25 protein-coding genes are annotated in these 25994 nt (G+C 57.7%); 8 read left to right on the top strand and 17 right to left on the bottom strand.

Annotated features, from left to right (window positions below; genetic code table 11):
- The first annotated feature begins 17 nt into the window (after window positions 1–17).
- Window positions 18–1016, top strand: a complete 999-nt coding sequence (locus C1J02_RS03485) for a polyprenyl synthetase family protein (protein WP_114877188.1) — start codon at window positions 18–20, stop codon at window positions 1014–1016.
- Here C1J02_RS03485 and C1J02_RS03480 read toward each other — a convergent pair.
- The 5 genes from C1J02_RS03480 to soxR form a co-directional block, all read right to left on the bottom strand.
- A complete protein-coding gene (locus tag C1J02_RS03480) occupies window positions 1009–1926 on the bottom strand; it encodes a 4-(cytidine 5'-diphospho)-2-C-methyl-D-erythritol kinase (RefSeq protein WP_114877186.1) in 918 nt (305 codons plus the stop codon). The two genes, C1J02_RS03485 and C1J02_RS03480, sit on opposite strands and share 8 nt — an antisense overlap.
- Before the next feature lie 8 nt (window positions 1927–1934).
- Window positions 1935–3650 (bottom strand): tetratricopeptide repeat protein, encoded by a 1716-nt coding sequence (locus C1J02_RS03475; protein ID WP_114877184.1) that lies wholly within the window; start codon window positions 3648–3650, stop codon window positions 1935–1937.
- A 146-nt stretch (window positions 3651–3796) separates the two neighbouring features.
- On the bottom strand, window positions 3797–5446 hold the full coding sequence (locus C1J02_RS03470) for an electron transfer flavoprotein-ubiquinone oxidoreductase (protein WP_114877182.1): 1650 nt from the start codon (window positions 5444–5446) through the stop codon (window positions 3797–3799).
- 103 nt (window positions 5447–5549) lie between these two features.
- Window positions 5550–6329, bottom strand: a complete 780-nt coding sequence (locus C1J02_RS03465; RefSeq protein WP_114877180.1) for a DUF2927 domain-containing protein — start codon at window positions 6327–6329, stop codon at window positions 5550–5552.
- A 109-nt stretch (window positions 6330–6438) separates the two neighbouring features.
- On the bottom strand, window positions 6439–6894 hold the full coding sequence (gene soxR, locus C1J02_RS03460; RefSeq protein WP_114877178.1) for a redox-sensitive transcriptional activator SoxR: 456 nt from the start codon (window positions 6892–6894) through the stop codon (window positions 6439–6441).
- Between the two features lie 85 nt (window positions 6895–6979).
- On the opposite strand from soxR, the gene C1J02_RS03455 reads away from it, so the two are divergent.
- The 3 genes from C1J02_RS03455 to C1J02_RS03445 all read left to right on the top strand — a co-directional run bounded on the left by C1J02_RS03455 (window position 6980) and on the right by C1J02_RS03445 (window position 9093).
- Window positions 6980–7360, top strand: a complete 381-nt coding sequence (locus C1J02_RS03455; RefSeq protein ID WP_114880345.1) for a VOC family protein — start codon at window positions 6980–6982, stop codon at window positions 7358–7360.
- 153 nt (window positions 7361–7513) lie between these two features.
- Window positions 7514–7984 carry a transcription elongation factor GreA gene (gene greA / locus C1J02_RS03450; protein WP_114877176.1) on the top strand — a complete coding sequence of 157 codons (471 nt, stop codon included), beginning with the start codon at window positions 7514–7516 and terminating at the stop codon, window positions 7982–7984.
- 14 nt (window positions 7985–7998) lie between these two features.
- Window positions 7999–9093: a hypothetical protein gene (locus tag C1J02_RS03445; protein ID WP_254693193.1), complete on the top strand. Its 1095-nt coding sequence runs from the start codon at window positions 7999–8001 to the stop codon at window positions 9091–9093.
- A gap of 120 nt (window positions 9094–9213) precedes the next feature.
- Here C1J02_RS03445 and glp read toward each other — a convergent pair whose 3' ends face one another.
- The 4 genes from glp to C1J02_RS03425 are packed head-to-tail and all read right to left on the bottom strand — an operon-like array spanning window position 9214 to window position 13254.
- Entirely contained in the window at window positions 9214–11280 is a 2067-nt protein-coding gene (gene glp, locus C1J02_RS03440) for a gephyrin-like molybdotransferase Glp (RefSeq protein ID WP_114877174.1), read from the bottom strand.
- Window positions 11280–11771 (bottom strand): molybdopterin-guanine dinucleotide biosynthesis protein B, encoded by a 492-nt coding sequence (gene mobB / locus C1J02_RS03435; RefSeq protein WP_114877172.1) that lies wholly within the window; start codon window positions 11769–11771, stop codon window positions 11280–11282. The genes glp and mobB overlap by 1 nt, the downstream gene beginning before the upstream one ends.
- A complete protein-coding gene (gene mobA, locus C1J02_RS03430) occupies window positions 11768–12370 on the bottom strand; it encodes a molybdenum cofactor guanylyltransferase MobA (RefSeq protein ID WP_114877170.1) in 603 nt (200 codons plus the stop codon). Before mobA ends, mobB begins: the two co-directional genes overlap by 4 nt.
- On the bottom strand, window positions 12367–13254 hold the full coding sequence (locus C1J02_RS03425; protein ID WP_114877168.1) for a formate dehydrogenase accessory sulfurtransferase FdhD: 888 nt from the start codon (window positions 13252–13254) through the stop codon (window positions 12367–12369). Before C1J02_RS03425 ends, mobA begins: the two co-directional genes overlap by 4 nt.
- 47 nt (window positions 13255–13301) lie before the next feature.
- Here C1J02_RS03425 and C1J02_RS03420 point away from each other — a divergent pair, with 47 nt between their 5' ends.
- Together C1J02_RS03420 and C1J02_RS03415 are read left to right on the top strand one after the other, a co-directional pair.
- A complete protein-coding gene (locus C1J02_RS03420; protein WP_114877167.1) occupies window positions 13302–14021 on the top strand; it encodes an AzlC family ABC transporter permease in 720 nt (239 codons plus the stop codon).
- Window positions 14018–14341, top strand: a complete 324-nt coding sequence (locus C1J02_RS03415) for an AzlD domain-containing protein (protein ID WP_114877166.1) — start codon at window positions 14018–14020, stop codon at window positions 14339–14341. Before C1J02_RS03420 ends, C1J02_RS03415 begins: the two co-directional genes overlap by 4 nt.
- On the opposite strand, the gene C1J02_RS03410 is transcribed toward C1J02_RS03415, so the two are convergent.
- From C1J02_RS03410 to C1J02_RS03390, 5 genes are all read right to left on the bottom strand, one after another.
- Window positions 14333–14947, bottom strand: a complete 615-nt coding sequence (locus C1J02_RS03410; protein ID WP_114877165.1) for a hypothetical protein — start codon at window positions 14945–14947, stop codon at window positions 14333–14335. The genes C1J02_RS03415 and C1J02_RS03410 overlap by 9 nt on opposite strands.
- Before the next feature lie 26 nt (window positions 14948–14973).
- Window positions 14974–15108, bottom strand: a complete 135-nt coding sequence (locus C1J02_RS03405; RefSeq protein ID WP_114877164.1) for an aa3-type cytochrome c oxidase subunit IV — start codon at window positions 15106–15108, stop codon at window positions 14974–14976.
- A 129-nt stretch (window positions 15109–15237) separates the two neighbouring features.
- Window positions 15238–15702, bottom strand: a complete 465-nt coding sequence (locus tag C1J02_RS03400; protein ID WP_114877163.1) for a DUF6173 family protein — start codon at window positions 15700–15702, stop codon at window positions 15238–15240.
- A gap of 4 nt (window positions 15703–15706) precedes the next feature.
- Window positions 15707–16759, bottom strand: coding sequence for an MBL fold metallo-hydrolase (locus tag C1J02_RS03395; protein ID WP_114877162.1), 1053 nt, complete (start codon window positions 16757–16759; stop codon window positions 15707–15709).
- On the bottom strand, window positions 16759–18465 hold the full coding sequence (locus C1J02_RS03390) for an acyl-CoA dehydrogenase (protein ID WP_114877161.1): 1707 nt from the start codon (window positions 18463–18465) through the stop codon (window positions 16759–16761). The genes C1J02_RS03395 and C1J02_RS03390 overlap by 1 nt, the downstream gene beginning before the upstream one ends.
- Window positions 18466–18600: 135 nt before the next feature.
- Here C1J02_RS03390 and C1J02_RS03385 point away from each other — a divergent pair, with 135 nt between their 5' ends.
- Entirely contained in the window at window positions 18601–19542 is a 942-nt protein-coding gene (locus tag C1J02_RS03385) for an L-threonylcarbamoyladenylate synthase (protein WP_114877160.1), read from the top strand.
- Window positions 19543–19551: 9 nt separating this feature from the next.
- Here C1J02_RS03385 and C1J02_RS03380 read toward each other — a convergent pair whose 3' ends face one another.
- Window positions 19552–20121, bottom strand: a complete 570-nt coding sequence (locus C1J02_RS03380) for a YqgE/AlgH family protein (RefSeq protein ID WP_114877159.1) — start codon at window positions 20119–20121, stop codon at window positions 19552–19554.
- 145 nt (window positions 20122–20266) lie between these two features.
- Here C1J02_RS03380 and C1J02_RS03375 point away from each other — a divergent pair, with 145 nt between their 5' ends.
- Complete coding sequence (locus tag C1J02_RS03375; RefSeq protein WP_114877158.1) at window positions 20267–21073, top strand: protein-disulfide reductase DsbD domain-containing protein; 807 nt, start codon at window positions 20267–20269, stop codon at window positions 21071–21073.
- Here C1J02_RS03375 and C1J02_RS03370 read toward each other — a convergent pair.
- Window positions 21070–24480 carry an efflux RND transporter permease subunit gene (locus C1J02_RS03370; RefSeq protein ID WP_114877157.1) on the bottom strand — a complete coding sequence of 1137 codons (3411 nt, stop codon included), beginning with the start codon at window positions 24478–24480 and terminating at the stop codon, window positions 21070–21072. The genes C1J02_RS03375 and C1J02_RS03370 overlap by 4 nt on opposite strands.
- A gap of 3 nt (window positions 24481–24483) precedes the next feature.
- The gene (locus tag C1J02_RS03365) at window positions 24484–25938 is read right to left on the bottom strand and encodes an efflux RND transporter periplasmic adaptor subunit (RefSeq protein ID WP_114877156.1); all 1455 of its coding nucleotides are present in this window, start codon (window positions 25936–25938) and stop codon (window positions 24484–24486) included.
- Window positions 25939–25994: the final 56 nt, after the last annotated feature.

The following is a 25994-nucleotide window of genomic DNA, read 5'->3' as shown; positions in this document are numbered from 1 at the left end:
TGGGTGGAATCACGTTTATGAAAAACGACAGCGCGCATAAACCTCATGACCGATTGGCGGCGTATCTCGTCGATGATCTGGCTGCGGTTGCTGATATCATTCGGGACCGCATGGCATCAAAACATGCGCCGCGTATTCCTGAGGTGACAGCGCATTTGGTCGACGCAGGTGGCAAGCGCCTGCGGCCGATGCTGACGTTGGCTGCGGCGCGGATGTGTGGCTATGAAGGCCCCTACCACGTGCATTTGGCCGCTACGGTCGAGTTCATTCATACTGCAACACTGCTGCATGATGACGTTGTGGACGAAAGCGCACAGCGCCGGGGCCGCCCGACGGCGAACCTTTTGTGGGACAACAAATCATCGGTGCTGGTCGGCGATTACCTGTTTTCGCGCAGCTTTCAGTTGATGACGGAAACCGGCTCGTTGGACGTGCTGCGCATTTTGTCCAATGCCTCTGCGACGATTGCCGAGGGTGAGGTGCTGCAACTTACCGCAGCACAGAATCTGGCAACAGATGAGGGTATCTATCTTCAGGTTGTACGCGGCAAAACTGCGGCCCTATTCTCAGCCGCGACCGAAGTCGGCGGTGTGATTGCCGGCGCACCGGAAGCCCATGTAAAGGCGCTTTTTGACTATGGTGATGCGCTGGGTGTGGCGTTCCAGATTGTCGACGATCTGCTAGATTACCAGGGGCATTCAACGGCCATTGGCAAGAACGTCGGTGACGATTTTCGCGAACGCAAACTGACGCTGCCGGTGATCAAAGCCGTTGCCAAAGCAGATGCAGAGGAACGTGCGTTCTGGACCCGCACCATTGAAAGAGGGCGTCAGGAGGACGGCGATCTGGAGCAGGCATTGGCGCTACTTCAAAAGCACGGCGCACTTACCCAGACGCAAGATGACGCATTGGCCTGGGCGCGCAAGGCACGCGCCGCGCTGGACGGCCTTCCTGATCATGAGGTGAGGGACATGTTATCCGATCTGGCGGACTATGTGGTCAGCCGGATCAATTAAGCTCTGGCAGAGCAGCCTTGTCCATACTGCCCAATTTGACGGGTTTTACCCACCAGTTTGGGTAACGCTTGGAGATGTCGCTCGACGCACGTTCCGCATCTGAAAGACTGGTAAAGAGACCAAAACAGGTCGCGCCTGACCCAGACATGCGCGACAAAAGGCACTCAGGGCAAGCATCCAGTTCCGCGATAACCGCGTCTATTTCTGGAACCAGTCGGCGTGCCGGGTCTTGCAGATCATTGCGCTGCGTTGACAGCCACAAGATAAAATCCTGCGCACTGGAGAATGTTGGAATTTGCGGCGGCATCTGCGCATTCTCTTTGGCTTCCAAGGCTGCAAAAACTTCCGGCGTTGATACATGCACACGCGGATTGACGAGAACCGCGAACAGCTGTGGCAGGTTGGGGACAGGTTCCAGTATCTCACCGACACCCCGCATGCGCGTCGGCACCGAGCGCAGGCACACCGGAATATCAGCCCCCAGTTTCAGCAGTTTTTCTGCAAATGGCGTGTGCTGCGGGTCATAGATTTCCGCATCCACAACACCGCCGCTCCGGTGCGCCATCAAGCCCCTAAAGGCGGCGGCCGCATCCGCCGATCCCCCCCCAATTCCAGAGGCCACCGGCAGGTTCTTGGTCAGCAGGAATGACGCGCCCGGCATATCCGGGAAAAGCGTTGCGATCTTGAGCACGAGATTGTTCATGTCTGACGGCACCGCCGCCGCCTCGGGTCCTTCAGCCGTGATCGACAGCGAAGTGCCCTCTTGCACAGAAATGCGATCACCGACTGAGGCAAAAACCACCAAAGAGTCGAGCAAATGGTAGCCATCCGCGCGTTGACCTGTGACGTGAAGCGTTAGATTGATCTTTGCAGGGGCAAAAACGGTAACCGACTTGATGGGTTCAGACATTGGAACGCTCAGTTGCCATTGCTGACCTTCAATGGGGGCGCGCCTTCTTCCTCCAACACCACATCGAGTCCAACCTCAATCTTGCGGCGAATGCGATCAGGGTCTGCTTCGGTATCGGTATCGTCCTCTTTGATGAACGACAGGGCACGGCTCCATTGAAATTCTGCTTCGCGCAGGCGGCCAACAGCCCAATAAACGTCGCCCAAATGATCATTTACCACCGGATCAACTGCGACCAGTTCAACCGCGCGCTCCATCTGCTCCACGGCCTCGTCGTAGCGGCCCAGCCGGTACAGCACCCAGCCCAATGAATCCACGATGTACCCGGAATTTGGGCTTGCTGCGACGGCACGCTCGATCATATCCAGCGCTTCATCCAGATTGCGTTGCTGTTCAACCAGCGAATAGCCAAGATAGTTCAGGACCTGCGGCTGTTCAGGATTCAGGGCCAATGCCGCGCGAAAATCATCTTCGGATTCTTTGCCCTTGCCTGACCGCTCGTATGCAATTCCGCGCGAATAATACAGAACCCAGCGGGCGCGGGCCCCTTCTGTGGACAGGTCAATTGCCTTGTCATAGGCGATGATCGCGCCAGCAAAGTCTTCCTGGCTGCGCAGGACGTCACCCAATGTCGAATGCACGGCAGGCAAATCGCCATGGCTGCGGGCCAGTTGTTCCAAGACCTCGATGGCCTGATCATCCTTACCGGCCCGGCGCAGTGCATCTGCGCGGCCCAGTTCAGCCGCGTGATAGACGGGGTGATCTGCCGGAATGGATTTATATTCGTCAATTGCCAGATCGTATTGTTCAAGGCTCTCCAGCAGGCCTGCGGACAGCAGCAAGGCATCAATGTGGTCCGGGCGCAGGTACCGCGCGATGCGCGAAAACAGCAATACGTAATAATCTGCTGCCGCCTCGTTCTTGAGGACTGCAGCAAAGGTAAAAAACACCTCTGCCATGCCCTCTTTGGCGTCCCTTACATGGGTGAAAGGCACAGGCCCATCGCCCTCAAGGGCTGCGATCACCTGATCCAGTTCAGGATCGGTGGCGTCGCCAAAGCTGTCGCGCAACAGGGCCAACGCGTCTTCACGGCGATCCAGTTGCGCCAGAACTTCGATACGCGCCATGACGCCGCGCCGCGTCTGGTTTGCCGCACCGGTGTCTTCGGCACCAAAGATCGCCTCGGCCCCTTCATAATCGCCCACGCTCGCGAGTGCAGAGGCCTTGTGGTACATCACAATGCCCCGCATTCCGGCTTCGTTGCTTAGCGCATCAAAAGCAGCCATCGCAGAGGTCACATCACCTGCACCCATGTGCGCCCAGGCTTTAATCAATCCATCAACCCATGGGCCAACGCCCTCGTTATCAATGTCTCGCGCCAACAGGGCGGCAAAATCTTCTTGCTGGCCAAGGCCAGCAATAATCACCAGATGCGCCACCTGGCTGCGCTGGCCTTTTTCTTCAAGCGCGCGTGCCAGAGGCAAAGCTTTGTCAATCTTACCCAGCGACAGATAGGAAAGCGCTGTGCTTTCCAGCAGTTCGACATTGCCGGGATCGCGCGCCAGCGCCTGGGTGTAATACCGGGCTGCTTCGCTATAGTCGCTGCGCGCGCTCGCATAGCGACCTGCAAGATAGGAACCCGCCGCTGTTTGCGCATGGACCGGCGGCGAAACCGACATTGTTATCGCTATCGCAGTCGCCAGACCGATTACATTTCGAAACATGAAAACCCGACCTCTATCGCTTTTTTACAAAGGTATCAGGTCTGTTCCCAAGCGCAATGGCAACGCTTTAAGGGTGACGCGCCTGTGACAGAAATTCGGCGAAAGACCGCGAATGGAAAAGGTGGGCAACGCCCGCCTTTTTCTCTCTACATGTTCGGATAGTTCGGCCCATCGCCACCTTGAGGGGTGGTCCAGACGATGTTCTGCGCCGGGTCTTTGATGTCGCAGGTTTTGCAATGCACACAGTTTTGAAAGTTGATCACAAACCGCGTGTCCTTGCCCGCTTCTTCCACAAATTCATAGACCCCCGCCGGGCAATAGCGCGCCGAGGGGCCTGCATACTTCGGCAGATTGAATTCCACCGGAATGGAAGCATCTTTTAGCGTCAGATGCGCGGGCTGGCTTTCCTCGTGATTGGTAAAGCTGAAGGCAACATTGGTCAGGCGGTCAAACGATAGTTTGCCATCGGGTTTGGGATAGTCGATGACCTTGTGCTTGCTTGCTTCTTCGGTGGCTTCGGCATCGGATTTGCCATGCTTCAGCGTGCCCATCAGGCTAAAGCCCAGCGTGTTGGTCCACATGTCGATACCACCCAATACCAAGGATGCTGTCAGGCCATATTTGCTCCACAAAGGTTTGACGTTCCGCACTTTTTTCAAATCTGCACCGATGGCACCGCCGCGCACGTCCGCTTCGTAATCGCTCAATTCATCGCCTGAACGATCGGCCTTGATCGCGGCCATTGCCGCCTCTGCTGCGGCCTTGCCAGACAGCATTGCATTGTGGTTGCCCTTGATGCGCGGCACGTTGACCATGCCCACTGAGCAGCCCAGCAGCGCAACACCAGGTGCCACCATTTTGGGCATGGATTGATAGCCCCCTTCGGTGATCGCACGCGCGCCATAGGCCACGCGCTTGCCACCCTTCAGCAGTTCGGCAACCATCGGATGATGTTTGAAACGCTGGAATTCCATGTAAGGGAACAGATGCGGGTTCTTATACCCCAGGTGCACCACGAAACCGACATAGACCTGATTGTTCTCAAGATGATAAATGAAAGACCCGCCGCCTGCGTTGCTGTTCAATGGCCAGCCCATCGTATGCGTCACAGTGCCTTCGCTGTGCTTAGCCGGGTCAATCTCCCAGATTTCCTTCATGCCAAGGCCATATTTTTGTGGCTCTTTGCCGTCGTCCAACCCGTATTTCGCGATCACCTGTTTAGACAGTGACCCGCGCACGCCCTCGGACAGGAAAACGTATTTGCCGTGCAATTCCATCCCCGGCTCAGTGTTCTCGCCATAGCTGCCATCAGCCTCAAGACCAAAGACGCCGGCAACAACCCCTTTGACTTCGCCCTTGTCGCCATAGACCAGCTCGGAACAGGCCATACCGGGGAAAATCTCAACGCCCAGCGCTTCTGCCTGTTCGGCCATCCAACGGCACACATTGCCCATCGAAACGATATAATTGCCGTGGTTGTTCATCAGTGGCGGCATTGGGAAATTGGGGATGCGCAGCTGACCGGCCTCACCCAACATATAGAAATTGTCTTTCCGGACCGGGACCGTGATTGGAGCACCTTTTTCCTTCCAATCCGGGATCAACGCATCAATGCCGCAGGGGTCCAGAACCGCACCCGACAAAATATGCGCGCCAACTTCGGAGCCTTTCTCAAGCACAACAACGTTGCAATCGGGGTCCAGTTGTTTGAGCCGGATCGCCGCAGACAATCCCGCCGGACCTGCACCAACGATCACCACGTCATATTCCATCGCTTCGCGTTCAATCTCAGCCATATCAGGCGCTCCCTTCGGGCAAAATTCGTTCTGAAATGGCTAGACTACGCAGCGATCCAATGCAATCGCGACACAACGTCTCGTTTCAACGCGAGCTGTCTTTTTATTGCCTGGCTGCGTAGAGGCTCAGGACTTTTTCGACATCGTCACCATTGGTGATCTGGTCGTCATAAAGCGCCGACAACAATCTGCGGTCGTAGTCACGCGGTTTGTCTTCAGCAAGATTGTCAAAGGTGAAAAACGCTGAGTTTTCCGCGTCATTCATCAACCCCATGGCTTGCACCATTTCCTCATAGATGCAGGCCCGCTGCATCGCCGGGTCAATGTCAGGTGCAATCAGGATCGTGCCGAAATGAATGCTGACCGCATTGGACAACACATTGAAATAACACGGACCTGACCCCTGCACATAGGCGCGCGGCAAGTTGGCCGAGGACCGACCGTAAAGCGTGAGTGCAATAAAATGCGACGCGACAGGTGGCGAGACCATGAATACAAAAATATTGGCAGTCAGGCTCAGATCTTCCTGTTGTGCGATCAGCAGATCAGAGGTCATCCTTCCGGGTCCGGTTGTGCGTGGCGCATAGCGTGAGGCGGTGTAGAACCGCGTGTCGTGACCGGTCATTTCTACAAAGGTTGGCGGCTCAAGCGCCAGCCCGGTTGTGGATGAGATGAAATCAGTCACGTCTGCAAAAGCAGTCCGATCCACGGGTCGATCATGCACCACAATCACCCGTGGCGGGTATTGCCATTTCTTGATCGTATTCGCCTTGGCAGTCACAATGACACGCGCGTCGCTGATATCATCGGCTGCTGCATCGCCGCTTAACCAGACAGCCAGACCAAGTGCAAACACGGTTACTACGCTAAGAACCTTGCGCATTACACACCTCTAAGAGAACCCCTTCTCTGAGATAATCATCACTGAAAACGGCCTTAAGTCAAATCACGCTTATGCACAGTCTGGAATGTTTTGTGACTTCGACGTGGCGTCAGGGATCGGGGCTGTCACCCATCAAATACCGCGGCCCCTGCCCTTTTTTATGCGCTTTGTCGGTCGGATTATAAAGCGCGCAGGCCTCAAGGCTCAAACACCCGCAGCCGATACAACCATCCAGATTATCGCGTAATTTGGTCAGCGTCGTGATCCGCTGATCCAATGCTGCGCGAAACCCTTCGCTGATCCGCGCCCAATCTGCTTTCGTCGGCGTGCGCCCGCCCGGCAATCGGTCCAGTTCTGCTTTGATCTGTGGCAGGGTGAATCCAAACTGCTGCGCGATCATCACAAAACTGAGGCGGCGCAGATCGGCGCGTTCAAACCGCCGCTGTCCCCCGCTGTTGCGCCAAGGTTTGATCAGCCCTTGCGCTTCGTAGTACCGGATCGCCGAAACTGCCAAGCCCGTGCGCGCCGCCAGTGCACCAATAGAGAGCCCATCATTAATTGCCATAATGCCTCACAAATACCTTGACCTAAAGTTAGGTTCAGGAATTATCACAACAGGCAGTCAACATAAATACTCAAAGGAAATCATCATGACTGCGCAACTTGAACACGCAAACTATACTGTATCTGACCCTGCGGCGACCGCCGATTGGATGCAAAAACTATTTGGCTGGCATATCCGCTGGGAAGGCAACGCCATTGCTGGCGGACATTCAAAACATGTGGGGACCGACACGCATTATGTGGCGCTTTATACACCGGGTGATGCAACGAAACCAAAATACACCAGCTATGAGGTGACGGGCGGTCTCAACCATATCGCGGTCGTTGTTGACGATCTTGATGCAACCGAGCGGGCGATCAAGCAACATGGCTTTGTAACAGGCAACCACGCCGATTATGAACCTGGGCGCAGGTTCTATTTTCACGACGATGACGGCATCGAATATGAGGTAGTTCAATACGATTGACGCGGCACCAGTTGGCCAAGCATCGCCGACAAGGACAGCCTTGCCCCTTGCAATCCTGTGCCAGTTTAGGTCAGGTAATTACCAAGCAATTTCAATTCGGCCGCCCCCGCAATCAAACCGGGGCGCGGCCCTCATTACGTGGACGGACTGCCCATGGAAAAGATACCAATGACCCGGCAGGGGCATACTGCACTTGAGACCGAACTCAAGCACCTGAAATCCGTGGAACGCCCGGCCATCATCAAGGCAATCGCAGAAGCGCGCGAACACGGCGACCTGTCTGAAAATGCAGAATACCATTCCGCCAAGGAAAAGCAGTCGTTCATCGAAGGCCGCGTGAAAGAGCTGGAGGGTGCCATTTCTCTGGCCGATGTCATTGACCCTGCCAAGCTGTCCGGGGCGATCAAATTTGGCGCGCTTGTGACTTTGGTGGACGAAGAGACGGATGAAGAAAAGACCTATCAGATTGTGGGCGAATACGAGGCCAAGATCGAAAACGGTCTGCTTAACATCAAGTCCCCGATCGCGCGCGCGCTGATTGGCAAGGAAGAAGGCGATTCAGTGACTGTTCGCACGCCGGGGGGCGAAAAATCCTATGAGGTCCTCAAAATCGTTTACGCCTGAAAGGGGGTTCAGGCATGACTGACACACCGCAGCCAGAGACCAGACCGGACACCCGACCCAATGATGGGCCGGTGCAGGACCCGCGTATTGCCAAGGCCAAAGCCTCAAGTGTCGCGTCCAGACCGACACCACTGGGCATCTACGACAAGACAAAACCGGATGTCGTCACGGGCATCGAGGTGATCGCTCTTGCGCTCAGCATCGTTTGGCTGCTGGGTTCTGCGCTCTTTTTTGTGTTGATCCCCAACAACAGCAATCCCGATGACGGGTCAGGTGGACTGCGGTTCCTAATGACGATGCTGGCGATTTTCATGCCGGTCGCAATGATCTGGGTTGCTGCAATCGCCGCCCGCGCCAGCCGTGTGATGCGCGAGGAAAGCCAGAGGTTACAGGCCGCCATTGATGCAATCCGACAGACCTATATTGCCCAGCAGCAAGGCGGCAGCTTGCGGTCTGAACCCTCTGTGGCGCGTAAACTTGATGAAATCGCCGCCGCTGCGAAAAAGACAGAGACCGCTTTGGCGATTTTCCAAAGCCGACGCGATGAAAATGCCCGCCCGGTGATCAAGGCCGATCATTCTGTTGCAGATGACCAGCCCGCGCTTGCACTGGGCACGCAGGCCATTGATATGGCCCCTGTGCTGGCCACCGATGACTTTATCCGCGCGTTGAATTTTCCCGAAACGGCAGAAGATGAAGTGGGCTTCACCTCACTGCGGCGCGCGCTCAAGGACCGTTCGGCCTCGCAGTTGATTCAGGCCGCTCAGGATGTGCTGACCTTGATGTCCCAGGACGGGATTTACATGGACGACCTGCGGCCCGACCGCGCCCGTCCCGAGGTTTGGCGCCAGTTCGCCCAGGGTGCGCGCGGTCGCACGATTGCAGCATTGGGCGGTATTCGGGACCGATCATCTTTGGCGCTCACCAATGCCCGGATGAAGCAAGACCCGATTTTCCGCGATGCGGCGCATCACTTCCTGCGCCGATTTGATCGTACGTTTGCCGAGTTTGAAAAAACCGCATCAGACGGGGAAATATCCGCCCTTGCCGACACCCGCACAGCGCGGGCGTTCATGCTGCTTGGCCGCTGCGCAGGGACATTTGATTAACGGAAACCAGATACTGCCTCGCTGATGGAACCGAATATGACCCCCGGCTGACAGTTTTGGTAGGTCATTGCAAAGGCAGCGGATGGCATCAAGACCAGAGCCACTTAGATCACCGGTGCATCAAATGCCAAAACTCGCGTAAGGGATAAAACGCACCAAATCGCCCGGGGCGATATCCAGCGCTTGCTCAGGCAGGTCAACCAATCCCTCGGCCCAGCTTAATCCGCTGATCCGCCCTGACCCCTCAGAGGCAAAAACCTCGACCTTGCCGTCCCGCATCCGCGCCCGCAGGTATTCGCGCCGTCCGGCTTTCTTGCGTTTCTCAAACGCTGCGGGCATGTCAAACCCCTGTGGTTCCGACCAATCCCCCCCAGCAAGCAGTGCCATCGCGGGCCGCGCAAATATCAAGGTACAGACCAACGCAGCTACCGGATTACCGGGCAGTCCAAAGACCGGCGCGCCATCCCACATGCCCAGCGCCAAAGGGCGCCCCGGCTTTACCGCGATGCGCCACAAGGTCATTGCGCCGGATTGCGACAACAGGGCCGACACATGATCCTCATCCCCCGCCGACGCCCCGCCGCTGGTCAGGATCACATCAACCTCACCTGCCGCCTGATCCAAGGTCGCGCGCAATGCCTCGCGGTCATCCGGCACCTTGCCCAGATCGACCGCCTGATGCCCAAACTGCGTTGCCATCGCCAACAGCATTGGACGGTTGGCGTCAAATATCTGGCTCTGCTTGACTGGATCGCCCGGGTTCACCAGTTCGCTGCCCGTCGACAGAATGCCAACCTTCAGCCGGTTTCGCACAGGAACGCTGGACACGCCCGTTGCCGCCATCAAGGCCAGTTCCGGGGCATTGATCCGCTGTCCCTTGGTCAGGATCTGCTGCCCCTTGATCACATCTTCGCCCGCCTGCCGGGTGTTTGCACCGGCTTTGACCGGCCCTGAAAAACGTATCTTGCCACCATCAAGCACCACATCTTCTTGCAGCACTACAGTATCTACACCGTCCGGCAGGGCGGCCCCGGTCAGCACGCGAATGGCTTGCCCGTCTCCAACCGTTTGCGGCGCATCCCCAGCTGCTGCGCGTCCTGACACAAGCGGCAGTTCATGCGCACCCGGCCCCCAGCCCCCGGCAAAGCCATAGCCATCGACCGCGGTATTGGCCGCCGGCGGGTTCGCGCGGTTGGCGGTGACATCATCAGCAGCGATCCGCCCCAATGCCTCAGCAATCGCAACGTGCTCTGTACCTGTGACCGGGTGCAATCGATCTCGCAACAGCGCCAATGCCTCGTCAACCGGGGTCCAATGCACGCCGGGCGGCAGCGCAAAACAATCGTTTCTGAGCGGCGGTGCCTTACGGGCCATCAGAAGATCCTCATAGCCAAGTCCAAAAATCCAACCCTCCTCTGGGGCCTGCACATCCAGCATTTCGGCGAGCTTCTCAGCGCTCAGCGCCGATACCTGCCGGGCCACCTCCGCGACCTGCCATGCGTCTTTGATCATGCCCGCCTGCGCATCTTTGACGGTGAGCGACGGCCAGATTTCAACAAAAGCGATCGGGGCATCCAATGCTGCGAACGGCCAAACTGCCACCGGAAATTCACGTCGTAACCGTGAAAGCACTGGCAGGCCCATGAAAACCTGTGAACCAACCGCGCCAGCGCCCGCCATCTGCCAGCAAGTAAAAGCACCCTTTGCCTGCGCCTCTGCCTCGCGCCTCTCGGGGAACGGATTCTCATAGCTTGCCTTAGTTCGTGGCAGGCCCGCAATATCGCGTTGCAAACCATTGGCCCAGAACGGCCCTGTACTACCGCCCAAAGCCACATTAATTTTGGCCGCTAGATCAAAACGATTGTTGGAGGCTGGTGCGTCCTCGATCCGCGCTTCGAACCAATCCCAAAGCTCAAGGGGATCTTCACTGCCGGTGACAGCGCGGCAAAACCCTTGTGGATACCCAAAAGGAAAGTCAAAACCTGCCAACACCCTCCGGCCAACAGCTAGTTCTGCCCGAAACAATTCTGCGAGCCAAATCCCGGCCACCTGACGGTTTCGAAGATAGACAGGTTCCTCAGCCACACCAGCTCGGTTCACCGCAACCCAGATCGCATCTTTCACCGGTTTCTTGCCCCGGTCGTTGCCACCCGACCAATCCACCATAAGAATGGTGTCAAAGGCCATCACAGCCCGACCTCGGCCAGAATAAAGTTTGCGATGGCGGTTGTGTCATTCAGATCAAACACCGGACGGTCCAGATCAAGCGGCACGTCACTGGCCACGGCGAGGATCGTGTCATCCCCCGGCGCAATCAGCGAATTGCCAGTTTCCGCACGGTGCGCTTCAATCTTGGGATGGGCATCACGTTTGTACCCTTCGATCAATACCAGATCGACAGGGCTGAGCCGGGCCAACAGCTCCTCCAGCGTTGGTTCTTGATCATCACGCAGCTCATGCATCAACGCCACCCGGTTGCGTGACGACAGCAGCACTTCGGTGGCCCCCGCAACCCGATGCCGATGGCTGTCCTTGCCCGCATGATCCACGTCGAAAGAATGGTGCGCATGTTTTACGGTTGAAACGCTGATGCCGCGCCCGGTTATTTCAGTGACCAGCCGCTCCATCAACCCGGTTTTTCCTGCGTTTTTCCACCCGACCACGCCATAGATTCTCATCGCATTTGCTCCGCTTTGGTCAGGTCTTCGGGCGTATTCACATTGAAGAACGCAGCCTCATCAGGGAACGTCGCAATGCGTCCATGATGCTGGTCCGTCCACAGCACAACCTTGCGCAGCCCCCCTTGCAACGCCGCGCGCAGATCATCGCGCAGAGCGACGGGCCAAAGCCCGAATGTCGGGTGCCGCGCGGTGCCACGTTTGGCATCCGGGGTTGCAGCCAGCACCAGTGGGTGGGTCATGCCTTCGCTGGCCAGCAACAGATGTGGCACCAGATCGCATGGGAAAAACGGTGTGTCTGCCGCTGCGGTCACGATCGTGTCTGCACCTTGTTTAGCGGCCCAATCAAGCCCCGCCAAAACGCCCGCCAACGGACCCGCGTACCCTTCAATGCTATCGGGCAGAACGGGCAGGTCAAACCCGGCGAACCGGGCCGCGTCGCCATTCGCGTTCAGCGCAAGTTCCGCAACCTGCGGGGCCAGCCGCGATATGACAGCAGACAACAATGTGCCGCCGCCCAAAGGCAGCAACCCTTTGTCACCGCCGCCCATGCGCGTGGCTTGCCCGCCTGCGAGGATCACACCAAGAGGTTGTTTCATGCCGCCCCCTTGCGCCCGGATTTGCGCGGCTCATCCGCAACTGCGTCGGGGTCGGCGTCCCGGATCAGACGGTCCTCGCCTGCCAGGCAGACGAAACGCTTGCCTTTCATCCGGCCAATCAGGGTCAGGCCGACTTGTTGTGCGATTTCGACCCCCCAGGCGGTGAAGCCGGACCGTGAGGCAAGCACTGGAATGCCCATCATCGCAGTCTTGATCACCATCTCAGACGTCAACCGCCCGGTGGTATAAAGGATCTTGTCTTTGGCAGTGACACCTTCGGACATCATCCAACCTGCGATTTTGTCCACTGCGTTATGGCGACCGACATCCTCCATATAAACCAATGGCTTATCACCTTTACAAAGCACTGTGCCATGGATCGCGCCCGCCTCAAGATACAGAGAGGGCGTGCGGTTGATCTTGGCAGACAAGGCATAAAGCCACGAGGTGCGCACAGGCGTAGCAGGCAAGTTCACTCCCTCCAGCCCCTCCATCATATCGCCAAAAACCGTGCCAACCGCACACCCGCTGGTGCGGGTTTTGCGGCGCATTTTGTCTTCGTAATCGGTGGCGCGGGCGGTCCGCACCACGACCGTTTCCAGCTCTTCATCATAGTCCACACCCGTAATCTCTTCGCCGGACAGCAGCATGCCCTGATTGCGCAAAAAGCCGAGCGCCAGATAGGCGGGATAATCACCGATTGTCATGGCGGTCACAATTTCCTGAGCATTCAGGAAAATTGTCATAGGGCGTTCTTCGACGACACGAATTTCGGTCTGCGCCCCGGTGTGGTCGATCCCCTGCACGGCGCGGGTCAGACGCGCGTTCCCCGGATCGGGCGCGATGAGGTAGTCCGACAGATTTGGATCCTGGGCCAATTGTATCCCCCCGGCGATGGCGTTACGACTTGGCGGTAATCTAAGGGTAACGCATGGGCATCACCACACCGAAATCGGCCTATCTCAAAGGCATTGGCGACGGGGCACCCTTTATTCTGGTGATCATCCCCTTTGCCACGCTCTTTGGCCTGATCGCAACCGAAGCAGGCTTGAGCGTGTTTGAAACGCTGGCCTTTTCGGTGGTGGTGATCGCAGGTGCGGCACAATTCACTGCCCTGCAACTTCTCCAGGAAGAAGCGCCAACAATCATCGTTCTGGCTTCGGCGTTGGCTGTAAATCTGCGCATGGCAATGTATTCGGCCTCTTTGACCCCATGGATCGGCGGTGCCGCATTGTGGCAGCGCGCGCTGGCGGCGTATCTCACGGTCGATCAATCCTATGTTGTGTCCATCGCCCAATATGAACGCGCGCCTGATATGACCATCCCGCAGCGGATCGCGTATTTCTTTGGTGCGGTCACGCCTGTCGTCCCGCTTTGGTATATCTTCACGTTTGTTGGTGCATTGCTGGGGGCTCAGGTGCCAGAAACCTGGGCCTTGGACTTTGCGATCCCAATCACCTTTCTGGCAATGATCGCCCCTATGTTTCGCACTCTGGCCCATGTGATTGCAGCATTTGTCGCTGTGATCGTCAGCCTTCTGGTTGTGGACATGCCTTATTCTCTGGGCCTCATCGTCGCAGGTGTTTCAGGCATGATCGCTGGCGCACAGGCCGAGGTTTGGGCCGAGCGCCGCACTGGCGCGCGATCATGATTGATAAAACGACCCTTTGGATTGTGATCATCGGGCTGGGTCTGGGCAGCTTTTTCTTGCGCTTTGTGTTCACGGGTCTGGTCGGCGACCGGGCCATGCCATCATGGCTCTTGCGGCACCTGCGCTATACGGCGGTGGCGATCCTGCCTGCGCTGGTGGCCCCGCAAGTCCTGTGGCCCGCTGCAACGGGGGGTCAGACCGACCCGGCACGCCTTGCTGCGGCCTGCGTTACGTTTCTGGTGGGTTTGTGGACCAAGAATGTAATCGCTGCGATCCTCGCGGGTGCAGCGACACTTTATGGTCTGCTCTATTTATTGTGACAGGGCCAATTGGCCTGCACGCACCGCGTCAATCACATCACCGTCGTCATTTTCATAGTATTTGGTGGTCTTCACACCGGGCAAAGACGATATCTGCTCCATGAACTTAACCGGGTAAAATGTCTGTTCGATGTCATTAAACCCATTGATCTGGCGCAGGATAGCTGTGGTTGCATTTGCACAATAGGCAGCCGGAACCGCCCCATTGGACGTCACCAATTGCAGCGCGCGTTCAGCCTGTTCATCTGTGACCGGTATCTCCTGAGAGACGACATGGTAGGTGCTGCGCGCGTGGGCAGATCGATAGGACTGCACCCAATTTGGTGACATCCCGTAAAGCACATCACCGCGTTCAACCACGCGGGGGTCGCGGAATGATCCGGCGGGGTCAAAAATCACTGTCTGCGATCCTTTGACCATCAGCGCGGTATGCCCGCCACTGCCAGACCGGTTATTGACCATCGTGAACACTGTGAGGGTCTTGGGTCCCGGCGCGCGGAATGCCGCAGCGGCAACGGCCTCGGGCGCGCTGTCTGGTGAATTATCTACGGCACCGCAACCCGCAACAAAGCCAACAGCGGCCAAACCGATCAAGAGACGCTTCACAATGGAATTCCTTAGATAATAGCCGGTTAGCGGATAAACATCGCCATCAGAATTAGCAGGACCAGAATCAGGATCACTGTCTTGGTGACAAAGGACATAAACCCTTCAAAGGTCTTTTCCTGCACATCGGTATTCATGGTGCCATGTTCATGTTCGGCCATAACTGTCGGTCCTTAAGTTTTGCGTTTGCGGCTGATTACCTTATTCGCATGATCCTGTCACGCCGTCAAAGCAGTCGTTGTCTATTGTGGTCACGATGTCGCGGGGCCAGGGGGCGCAGTATCATCGGCCTAGGGCTCTGGGTTTTCCAGATCTTCCACCAAACGGAACCCAATGCGGTTGGGCGCTGCATTTTCAACCTGCTTGGGCAGCGCGCGCAGCATCACGGCAAGCTGGCTGACGTGCTGAATAAGCTGTGTGCGCCCGCCCGTTGGATCAGTGCCATAGAAGGTGACGATATCAGGGTCAAAATACCCCATCCCTTCAATCCGCAGCAAACCGGCATCGCCGCCGGTGAATCCCATTGCGACTTCATGTTCATTGTCCAGTTGTTCTTCGAAATTCTTGAGGTAGAGGACAACCCGCTCATAGGCCCATTGCGCCGGTGATTTCTGCGAGGGGGGTTTGTCAGTGACGCATTTTGGCAATGCCTGTTCGGTGGCCTTGCGTTGTTTGGGATCGGAATGAACCTCATGCATTCTGGGCAGGGCATCTGCCTCAACTGCTTCTGCCGCCGTCCTGATCTCATCGTCCATCTGATCACCCTTTACGTTGATACACCCATGCACCGTCTGCCGCCCGCAATGTGCGCGTGGCGTGGCCGGTCTGATAAAGGTGGCTCAAATGGGCGACCGCTTCAACCAAGGCAAGGCCATATTCGCCTTCACCTATCGATCTTTTGAACAGCGGCGGGAAACATTCGGTTGCCGATTTGGGAGTTTCGATGAAATCCTGCAACCGCTTCAATGCGCCATGATGGTTGTCGATCAATTGCTCCATCCGGCGCGGCAGTCCTGTAAAGGGCAGCTTGTGCCCCCCCAGCACCAGATGATCCGCCCGCGCCAAAGGGGCCAATCGTTCGCAGGCCTCAAGCCATTCGCCAATCGGATCGGCCATTGGTTCCGTCGGATAGACGCCGACATTGGGGCTGATCGACGGCAAAATCTGATCGCCTGCAATGACCAGATTGTCATCCCTGCTCCAGAACGTTGCGTGTTCAGGCGCATGGCCATTGCCAATATGAACATCCCAGACGCGCCCACCCATGGTAATCTGATCATCCTGCTTGATCCGGGTGTACCCCAGTGGCAAGGGGGTGACCACATCGGCAAAATTGAACGGGCGTTCGGTGGTGCGCTTGTCGAGCAGGTCACGATCCATCCCGGATTTCCGATAAAAACTCAGCGATTCAGCAGGCGAGACTTCCTGTTCGTCCAGCGTCAGCATCCGGGCGGTCAACCATGCAGTGCGTGTCGTGACCAGTTCCGCGCCAAATTCAGTTTGAAACCAGCCAGCCAATCCAATGTGATCGGGATGATGATGCGTGACCACCACCCGTTTGATCGGCTTTCCCCCCAGCGGCCCCGCCATCGCATCGTGCCATAGTGCCTTGGATTTTTTCGATGCAAAACCGGTGTCTATGATGGTCCAGTGATCGCCCTCATCCAGCGCATATACGTTCACATGATCCAGCTTCATCGGCAGCGGAAACCGCAGCCAGAGGACACCAGGTGCTACCTCGATGGCCTCTGCCCCGTGTTCCGGCGGTATGTCCCAAGGGTAGCGCAGCCCTTGTGGTGCAGCATCCTCCATCAAGCGGCCAATTCATCGACTGTAAGAGCGAACAAATCATCATCACCCGCCTGTGCGTGCGCCAAAAGTCCAATATGCTCAGGCAGCAACCGCTGAATATAAAAACGCGCCAGCTTTTCACGTGCGCCGCCCCTGTCCGCCATTGCGGCTTTGAGGTGCAGATGCCCGCCCAGCACCCGCGCGAAGGCCCGCAGATACGGCACGGCCCCGGCAAAACGGGTATTCATTTCGTCTTGCGCCGTCACCCATTCTGTCGCCTCACGCAGGGTTTCCGACGCTTGCCAGACCGCGTCGGCCATCTTGGGAAACGCCTCGCGCGCAGCTTCGGCATCGGTCTCGATTTCGTCGAGCAAAAGATTGGCCGCCTCGCCGCCGTCCATCATCTTGCGGGCGACCAGATCCATTGCCTGTATGCCATTGGTGCCCTCATATATCGCAGTCACCCGCACATCGCGGCTGAACTGCGCTGCACCTGTTTCTTCGATAAAGCCCATGCCGCCATGCACCTGCACCCCCATTTCCGCCACGGCAATACCCGTGTCGGTGCCGAACGCCTTGGCAATCGGGGTCAGGAAAGCAGCGCGCGCTTTCCAGTTTTCGGCCTGCGTGGCCTGCCCCATGTCGATGGCATGGGCGCACGACAACGCAATCGCCCGGGCCGCAAACACATCGGCCTTCATGGTCAACAGCATCCGGCGCACATCGGCATGCTCAGCGATTGTCCCGGTTCCGCCTGCGCGGCCCTGTTTGCGCTCCAACGCGTATTCCAATGCCTTTTGATAGGCCCCTTCGGCAGCACCTATGCCCTGTCCGCCAACGCCCAGTCGCGCATTGTTCATCATGGTAAACATGGCCGCCATGCCGCCTTGTTCCTTGCCGATCATCCAACCTTTTGCACTGTCATATTGCATGACGGCAGTGGGGGACCCGTGCAGGCCCATTTTATGCTCAAGGCTGACCACGCTCACACCATTGCGCGGCCCCGGTTCACCGTTTTCATCCGGCAGGAATTTTGGCACCAGAAACAAGCTGATCCCTTTGGTGCCGGCCGGTGCGCCCGGCAAGCGCGCCAAAACCAGATGGCAGACATTGTCAGAAAAGTCGTTGTCACCCCAACTGATGTAAATCTTCTGACCACTGACCGCATATGTCCCATCGCCATTGTCCTCGGCCTTGGAGGACAGCGCGCCCACGTCTGAACCGGCCTGTGGTTCGGTCAGGTTCATCGTGCCGGTCCATTCGCCGCTGATCAGCTTGGGCAGATAGAGCGCCTTAATCTCGTCTGAGGCGTGATGTTCCAGCGCTTCAATCTGGCCCTGAGACATGAGCGGGGCCAGTTGCAGCGACAGACACGCACCCGACATCATTTCATTTACCGCAGAGGTCAGCGTCATCGGCAGCCCCATGCCGCCATATTCAGGATCTGCTGACATCCCAATCCAGCCGCCCTCGGCAATGGCTTTAAACCCACCGTCAAACCCGGGCGACGTCCGCACGACACCGTTTTCCAACCGCGCCGGATGCAGATCACCATTGCGTTGCAAGGGGGCCAGGACCTCGTCACACATCTTGCCCGCCTCGGACAAGATTGCACGGGTCACGTCGTCAGTGGCTTCAGAAAATTGTTCGGTTTCCCGAAGTGTGGCGAAATCGACGACATGATCAAACAGAAAGTTAAAATCGTCCACGGCGGCACGGTATGGCATTTGTCATCTCCTCAAAGATCGAACCCGGGATTGGCAAGCCCGGCTTGGCCCTGATAAGGGCTGTGCGGTACGCAAGCGCAGCATGAAACGGCAGCCCAGCACCCGCAACCCACAACGCGGCGTCACGAGGATCAGATGAGCCAAGAAACAATCATTTTGCAACCAGATGCCGCCGGGATTTCCCAAGCGGCAGCGTTGCTGGCACAAGGCCAGCTTGTCGCGTTTCCAACCGAAACGGTCTATGGCCTGGGTGCCGATGCCCGGAATGGCCGCGCCGTTGCGGCCATTTATGAGGCCAAGGGGCGGCCCAGCTTCAATCCACTGATCGTCCACCTACACAATACCGACGCAATACAGACATATGTTCAGTGGTCCGACACCGCCGAAATCCTCGCCAGCGCCTTTTGGCCCGGACCGCTGACACTGGTCCTGCCCCTCAAAGAAGGGCACGGTTTGTCCGGCCTCGTGACAGCGGGCCTTGATACGGTCGCCCTGCGCGTGCCCGCACATGCCTTGGCACGTAAGTTGCTTGCTGAATTCGGCGGCCCGGTTGCGGCCCCGTCGGCCAACCCATCAGGCCGGATCAGCGCAACAACAGCGGCGCATGTGTTGTCGGGTCTTGGTGGCCGCATCGCCGCCGTAGTGGACGACGGGCCTTGCTCCGTTGGATTGGAAAGTACGATTGTCGGGCTGCAGGGTGCCAGACCGACTCTTCTGCGCGCCGGTGGGCTGCCGCAAGAGGCGATTGAGGCGGCACTTGGTCACCCCCTCGATCTCACAAACGATGCCGATATCACTGCGCCGGGGCAGTTGGCCTCGCATTACGCGCCCGGCGCATCCGTGCGGTTGAATGCCGCTCAGGCCAACGGAGACGAAGTTTTGCTTGGGTTTGGGCCAATGGCCTGCGATCTGAACCTGTCGCAGACCGCCGACCTGGTTGAGGCGGCGGCAAACCTGTTTGAGTTTTTGCACCAACTGGATGCGCTAAAGCGGCCGATCGCTGTTGCACCGATCCCGGCACATGGATTGGGCCGGGCCATCAATGACCGGTTGCAAAGGGCCGCAGCACCGCGATGATCGCCTGATTTACGCCCGCCCGGCCGCCGCCGATAATCCCAAGGGATCGACCCCGATCGACTGCAACGCAGCGCTCCATTTCTTGGCGTCCGGCAGGTCGAACACCAATCCTGTTTCTGCGTCGCAGGTCAGCCAGCCGTTTTGGGCGATCTCAGCCTCAAGCTGCTTAGGTCCCCAGCCGGCATAGCCCAACATCAGCAATGCCTTTTTGGGCCCCTTGTTTCCGGCGATATCTTCCAGCACATCGAGGGTCGCCGTAAGCGCAAAATCATCATCAATCACAAGCGTTTCGATGGCGGAGCGATACTCCCCCGAATGCAGGACAAATCCGCGACCCGTCTCAACCGGCCCGCCAATACGCACCCCCAGAGAGCCGTCGACAGAAGCCGTTCCTTCGACCAGTTTGTCCAAAACATCCGACAACTTCAGGTCTGGCGCAGGTTTGTTTACCATCAATCCCATCGCCCCGTCGTCGGAATGGGCCGTCACAAAAATCACCGCGTGGGCAAAGCGCGGGTCGCCCATGCCGGGCATCGCCACCAGCAGTTTTCCGGTCAGGTTCAAAGTGGTCGAGGTCATGCCAAGGGTGCTCTCTCGTCTTCTGCTTATCTTTGAACATGGAGGCTGACTTTGGTCGTGACAAGGGCCAAGCCCCGTCATCGGCGAAACATGGATGATACAAACGTGACTTGGCAGCCGGGTTGGATTGACGCATTTATGAAATATGATGAAATCATTGATCAGCGCCTTGTTCCTCGGACTGCTTGCCGTTCCTGCGACAGCACAAGCCCAGAGTGGTGCCCCTGTCACCGGTGAAATTCTGACCGGATGGCAGCAGGCCGACGGCACCCGCGTGGCCGCCATAAAACTGACGCTGGCACCGGGGTGGAAAACCTATTGGCGCAGCCCCGGGGACAACGGGATTCCGCCACACTTTGACTGGTCCGGGTCATCCAACCTGGGTGGTGTCGGCATCACATGGCCCGCGCCAAGTGTGTTTCGCACAGGTGGCGTGCGCACGATTGGGTATGCAAATGAACTGATTTTGCCGATCACCATTGCGCCCCGCAGTTCCGGCAAGCCGGTCACATTGCATGCCGACCTCGACATCGGCGTGTGCAGCGATATTTGCGTGCCGCAGCAGTTGTCGTTGCGCGCGACTTTGGACACTACAAGTCGCAACCCGACACCCTCGATTGCCGCTGCTCTTGCTGCCCGCGCTTATTCCGCTTCAGAAGCGGGCGTAAAATCAGCGACCTGTTCCCTGCGGCCGACGGCCAATGGATTGGAGATCGAAACCCGGCTGAACGTCCCTTCGGCGGGCGGACGCGAGGTTGTTGTGATCGAACCGGGTCAGCCCAATATGTGGATGAGTGAAACAGACAGCAGCCGCAATGGCAGGCATCTGACCGCCATAGGGGACCTGTCATCAACCAATGGCGGGGCGTTGGCCATTGACCGCTCAGCCATTCTTATCACCGTGCTGGGGGAAAAACATGCGGTTGAAATTCAAGGGTGCACCCCCGGTTAAGGTGCCGGATTTGAGCCTGCTCGGCGCTGCATGGCAAATGCCAGTGCCCCGATCAGATAGCCCAACAAAGCAACCAAAGCCGCACCGATGACGAACAGGATCAAGGCTTCTGTGAGTGCCGACAGGTCGGCAAATGTCGGTAAGAGCTGTGCCAGTCCGGGATAAATCTGTCCCTGCCAGATCGCCCAGCCAAGGGTCAGTGCGCCCCAGCCGATGATCACGGCCCACAGCGCCGACATCCCCCAGCGCAAGCCGCCAACAGGCGCGCGAACACCGCGCCGCATGGCGGCAATTTGGCGGGCGATATCATGTTGTGCAGCGATCAGCGCGGGCACCACCAATAGCACCAAAAACATGCCAAACCCCAGGCCATATACCAACGTGATCACCGTCGGTTTGAGAAATTGCGCCTGCTGGCTTTGCTCATAAAGGAGCGGTGCCATCCCCAGCACAGTTGTCATGGTGGTCAGCATAACAGGCCGCAACCGATCGGCTGCCCCATCAATGATTGATGGGACCAATCCGCGCGTTTCAGCGTGTTCGTCAATCGTCGTCACGAGGACAATAGAGTCGTTAATGATGATCCCGGTCATGCCCAAAAGGCCAACTACCGTGAACATGCTCAACGGAACATCCCAAAGGGCGTGGCCGTAAATCGTGCCGACCAACCCAAATGGGATGATGGCCATCACGACCATAGGGCGGGTCCACGACCCAAAGACCCAGGCCAACACCAGAAAAATCCCAGTTAGACACAGGATCAACCCGGTCAGCGCATCGTTCAGAAATTGGTCTTCCTGCTCGCTCAGTCCTGCAAGGCGGAATTCGACCTGACGTTCCGATGCAATGCGGGGCAGAATATCGTCGGCCAGCGCTCGGGTGATTTCCGTTGCACGCGCCGGATCGTCTTCGGATATGTCGCCTGTGACTGAAATCAGCCGAATGCCGTTTTCTCGTCTGACTGTGCTAAAACCCGTGCGGCGTGTCACACTCACAATATCGGCCAGCGGCACATAAATACCATCTGGCGTGCGCATCTGGCTTCGATCCAGAAAATCCGCTGTCAATTCGCCCTCTGGCAATTCAACACGGATGGCTGCCGATCGTGGCCCGTCGGGGTACGTTGCGGCCTCAATCCCGCCCAGACGATTGCGCAAGGCGCGGCCCAGCGCGTCGATGGTGAAGCCCAGCGCCTGACCCTGTGCGGTCAAATCGAGGATCAATTCCTCTTTGTCATAGGCCAGATTATCCTGAATTGCACTGACCTCTGGGTATTGGCGCATTGCAGCCTGCAGATCCTCAGATGCAGCTTTCAGCGTATCTGTGTCTGCACCGTAGAACTGAACATCGAGCGCATCACCGCCCGGCCCGGAATGCCAGCGCCGAAAGCTGACCGTTTCGGCCAGCGGATGATTTACCACCCGATCCTGCAACTCCCCAACAAACGCAAAACTGGAATAGGGGCGCAGATCGGCGTCGATCAGTTCAATCGAAATCCCGCCCAGCAAATCCGGATCTTTGGTGTCCGCACCTGCCAACCCCCGGCCCGTAGTGCCGCCAACCTGCGCCATCACGTAATCAAGCGGATTGGTGCCATAGCGTTCGGCATATTCTGCGCCCAACTCTTCGGTCGCACGCTGCATTTCGCGCATCATCTCAAGCGTATCGGCGCGGCTTGCCCCTTCGACCATCGCGAAATTGCCAGTGACAGAAGCCCGCTCTGGCGCGTTGAAAAAGCGCCACTGCACATCGCCACGGATAAACAACGCCACTTGGCTGGCCAGCACCACGACGACGCCTGCCAGCACCACATACCGCGCCATGATCACACCCGCCATAAATGGTCGGAACAGTTTTTCGCGCGCCCAGACAAAGCCACGGTTCACCACACGGCTCGGCAGGTCGTACCAATGTTCCGCCCGCGCCGCGCGCATCGCGTGGGCCATGTGGTTGGGCAAGATCAGGAAACATTCGACCAAAGATGCGGCCAGCACCGCAATCACCGTAAAAGGGATGTCCTTGATCAGATCGCCAAACCGCCCCCCAACAGCAATCAGCCCAAAAAAGGCGATGATGGTGGTCAGCGTGGCCGCAAAAACCGGCTTGGCCATTCGACGGGCCGCATTTTCCGCCGCCTCCATCGCGCTTTCGCCGAGGACTTTAAAGCGATGGTCGGCGTGTTCGCCCACCACAATCGCATCATCAACCACGATGCCCAGCGTGATGATCAGCCCAAAAAGCGAGATCATATTGATGGTGATCCCGCCCGCATACATCAACGCAATTGCCGCCGCCATCGACACCGGTATACCTGCGGCGACCCAGAAGGCCGTGCGGGCGTTCAGGAACAAGAACAGCAATGTCACAACCAACCCCAATCCCATGAGGCCATTGTCAATCAACAGATCCAGTCGCCCGGTAATCGCGGCGGCCCGCGTGCGGATCAATTCAACCGATACCGAGGCAGGCAAGCTTGCCGCCAATTCACCCGCGACCTTCTCGACTTTTTCCTGAATCGCGATCGCGTCACCGCCATCTGATCGGTCTATGCGCACCGACATTGCCGGGTTGGCACCCACAAAAAAGCTTCGTTTGCGATCAACGCTTTGGGTGAGAACCTGCGCAACATCCGCGATGGTCAATTTGGACCCATCCGGATTTGAACGCAGAACAATACCCTCAATTTGGGTTGCACTTCGTTTGGCGGTCCCGGTGCGTACCCGTGCATTGGCCCCTGCCACATCGCCGGCCGGATCGGCATCAACTTCCGCCGCAATGGCACCAGCGATATCGGCCATGCTTATGTCATACGCGATCAATTTTGCGGATGGCACTTCGACCAGAGTTTCAGGTGAGGCGACCCCTTGGATTGTGGTCCGCGTCACACCGACCGCAAAAAGCCGCGTCACAAATTCATCTGCAAAGCGGCCCAATTGTGCGGGTGCAATCGGCCCGGTGATAACCACATCTGTTACCCGGTCTCGCCATGCACCGCGCCGCACATAAGGCTCTTCAGCGTCTTCAGGCAAGGTTGTGACAGCGTCCACGGCCGTTTGCACATCAGCAGCAGCACGTGCCATATCCCAAGACGGTTCAAAATCAAGCACCACCACGCCGCGCCCTTCGCGCGACGTGCTGCTCGTGCTTTCAACCCCTTCGATTGCCAGTAACACCGGTTCCAGAACCTGCACAATTGCAGCGTCTACATCTTCAGCGCCAGCGCCAGACCACGTTGTTTCGACAGTAACATTGTCGATGATCACATCCGGAAAGAATTGCGCGCGCATGTTTGGCGCAGCGGCCAGCCCGGCCACCAGCAACACCACCAGCAGCAAGTTCGCCACGGTCCGGTGCCGGGTAAAATAGGACAGCAATCCTCCGGCTGATTTGGGAATAGGACGCGCCATCGCTTATCCCCCCATCCGGCTTTCGATCCGCGCAATTGTTTTGGCAGAAACCTGTGGTTTTGAGAGCTGTGCCAGGACCCGCTCCTTGGCCTCTTTCGGCATGCGTTTGTTGTTTTCGACAAATGCCATCAGCTTGGCGCGGCGCTCTTGCGTCAGCTCAACCATTTCCGGTGCCTCTGGGACGGGTGCCCCATCCGAACGCAAAGGTTTGACCAGGATGCCGGCACCCAACAGCGGTGAGCGTGCCTCAATCACTTCTCGATCTACAATCGGGCCACGCACCAATACATCGTCGCCCTGCCTGCGCAATACCTCTACGTCAGCGCTTTCCAGGCGGTTGTCTTCGCCCAGAACCAACACTTGCCCCTGCGCATCCACGGCGGCGGCTGGCAATCGCACCACCTCCTGCAACAGCGGCTCGCGGACCTGGACTGTGACAAAATCGCCGGGTTTAAAGCCCGCTGCGTCATTCAATGCTGCAAAGATCAGCCGCCCTGTCGCGCCTTCACCCGCCGCCGCACTTGTTCTTGTGATCTTGCCACTGGCCCTAAGGTCAATGCCGACCACATCCAGAATTGCGGTAACATCGGCCTGCACAATCGCGCCGTTTTCATCCAGCAACCGCGCATATTGTGCGGTGGACACACGGAACGACACCTCAAGATCATCTGGATCAATCAGTTCCGCCAGCCGCTCATTGCCGGTAACCAAACGCCCAACCACCACATTTGTCGCGGACAAAGTGCCGTCAAAGGGGGCGGTGATCGTCGTGTCATCCATGCGCCGTTCTGCTTCGGCATATGCGATACGGGCGCGCGTCAGTTGGGTCGCAGCCTGATCGATCCGCGCCTCAGCCTGAATGGCTGCCTGGCGGCGCGACAATACGGCCTGTCGCGCCGCAGACGCCGCAAGTTCCGCCGTTTCGGTTGCAATCGCTGTGCCCACCCCACGTTCGGCCAGATCGCTTTGACGTTGAAACGCGCGCGCGCGCAGTTGCGCCTGTTCTTCGGCAGCGATGAGTTCGTCGCGGGCCAGTTCAAGGGCGCGCGCGGCATCCCTACCTTCGGCCTCGGCGTCGGCAACATCGCTGGCGGCCCGGTCAACGGAGGATTGCATGTCAGCCGGGTCCAGACGCACCAAGACCTGTCCTGCGCGCACCTTACCGCCATCCTCAAAATCATCTGCAATTTCAATGATTTCGCCACCACCGCTGGCCCGCAACTCCAATAGTCTGCGGCTTTTCACTTCGCCAAATGTTTCAAGAATGGGCACCACGTCTTCCGCGACAGCGACACGCACATTGACTGCAAAGACGCGTTCGCGCGCAGGAGGGGTCACTGTTTCGTCTGAAATGCGATCCTGCACCGCCCCACTGATCAGATAGCCGGCAAAGACCAGCAGCCCCAATGAGACTGCGGCCAAAAACAAACCAATCATACTTTGTCGCAGAAAACGCATCTTCTTCCGATCATTAAGCCAAGAAAGCGACGTGCAGATGGTAATCTAGCGGACAC

Origin of the sequence: Sulfitobacter sp. SK011 (genome assembly GCF_003352065.1) — a bacterium.
Lineage (GTDB): Bacteria > Pseudomonadota > Alphaproteobacteria > Rhodobacterales > Rhodobacteraceae > Sulfitobacter.
Note: the sequence above shows the minus strand (reverse complement) of the source record. Positions and strands in the feature narration are given on the sequence as shown.

Excerpts from the sequence above, each read along its gene's own strand:
- C1J02_RS03485 (WP_114877188.1), top strand. The coding sequence starts at position 18 with ATGAAAAACGACAGCGCGCATAAACCTCATGACCGATTGGCGGCGTAT.
- C1J02_RS03480 (WP_114877186.1), bottom strand. The coding sequence starts at position 1,926 with ATGTCTGAACCCATCAAGTCGGTTACCGTTTTTGCCCCTGCAAAGATC.
- C1J02_RS03475 (WP_114877184.1), bottom strand. The coding sequence starts at position 3,650 with ATGTTTCGAAATGTAATCGGTCTGGCGACTGCGATAGCGATAACAATG.
- C1J02_RS03470 (WP_114877182.1), bottom strand. The coding sequence starts at position 5,446 with ATGGCTGAGATTGAACGCGAAGCGATGGAATATGACGTGGTGATCGTT.
- C1J02_RS03465 (WP_114877180.1), bottom strand. The coding sequence starts at position 6,329 with ATGCGCAAGGTTCTTAGCGTAGTAACCGTGTTTGCACTTGGTCTGGCT.
- soxR (WP_114877178.1), bottom strand. The coding sequence starts at position 6,894 with ATGGCAATTAATGATGGGCTCTCTATTGGTGCACTGGCGGCGCGCACG.
- C1J02_RS03455 (WP_114880345.1), top strand. The coding sequence starts at position 6,980 with ATGACTGCGCAACTTGAACACGCAAACTATACTGTATCTGACCCTGCG.
- greA (WP_114877176.1), top strand. The coding sequence starts at position 7,514 with ATGGAAAAGATACCAATGACCCGGCAGGGGCATACTGCACTTGAGACC.
- C1J02_RS03445 (WP_254693193.1), top strand. The coding sequence starts at position 7,999 with ATGACTGACACACCGCAGCCAGAGACCAGACCGGACACCCGACCCAAT.
- glp (WP_114877174.1), bottom strand. The coding sequence starts at position 11,280 with ATGGCCTTTGACACCATTCTTATGGTGGATTGGTCGGGTGGCAACGAC.
- mobB (WP_114877172.1), bottom strand. The coding sequence starts at position 11,771 with ATGAGAATCTATGGCGTGGTCGGGTGGAAAAACGCAGGAAAAACCGGG.
- mobA (WP_114877170.1), bottom strand. The coding sequence starts at position 12,370 with ATGAAACAACCTCTTGGTGTGATCCTCGCAGGCGGGCAAGCCACGCGC.
- C1J02_RS03420 (WP_114877167.1), top strand. The coding sequence starts at position 13,302 with ATGGGCATCACCACACCGAAATCGGCCTATCTCAAAGGCATTGGCGAC.
- C1J02_RS03415 (WP_114877166.1), top strand. The coding sequence starts at position 14,018 with ATGATTGATAAAACGACCCTTTGGATTGTGATCATCGGGCTGGGTCTG.
- C1J02_RS03405 (WP_114877164.1), bottom strand. The coding sequence starts at position 15,108 with ATGGCCGAACATGAACATGGCACCATGAATACCGATGTGCAGGAAAAG.
- C1J02_RS03400 (WP_114877163.1), bottom strand. The coding sequence starts at position 15,702 with ATGGACGATGAGATCAGGACGGCGGCAGAAGCAGTTGAGGCAGATGCC.
- C1J02_RS03395 (WP_114877162.1), bottom strand. The coding sequence starts at position 16,759 with ATGGAGGATGCTGCACCACAAGGGCTGCGCTACCCTTGGGACATACCG.
- C1J02_RS03390 (WP_114877161.1), bottom strand. The coding sequence starts at position 18,465 with ATGCCATACCGTGCCGCCGTGGACGATTTTAACTTTCTGTTTGATCAT.
- C1J02_RS03385 (WP_114877160.1), top strand. The coding sequence starts at position 18,601 with ATGAGCCAAGAAACAATCATTTTGCAACCAGATGCCGCCGGGATTTCC.
- C1J02_RS03380 (WP_114877159.1), bottom strand. The coding sequence starts at position 20,121 with ATGACCTCGACCACTTTGAACCTGACCGGAAAACTGCTGGTGGCGATG.
- C1J02_RS03375 (WP_114877158.1), top strand. The coding sequence starts at position 20,267 with ATGATGAAATCATTGATCAGCGCCTTGTTCCTCGGACTGCTTGCCGTT.
- C1J02_RS03370 (WP_114877157.1), bottom strand. The coding sequence starts at position 24,480 with ATGGCGCGTCCTATTCCCAAATCAGCCGGAGGATTGCTGTCCTATTTT.
- C1J02_RS03365 (WP_114877156.1), bottom strand. The coding sequence starts at position 25,938 with ATGCGTTTTCTGCGACAAAGTATGATTGGTTTGTTTTTGGCCGCAGTC.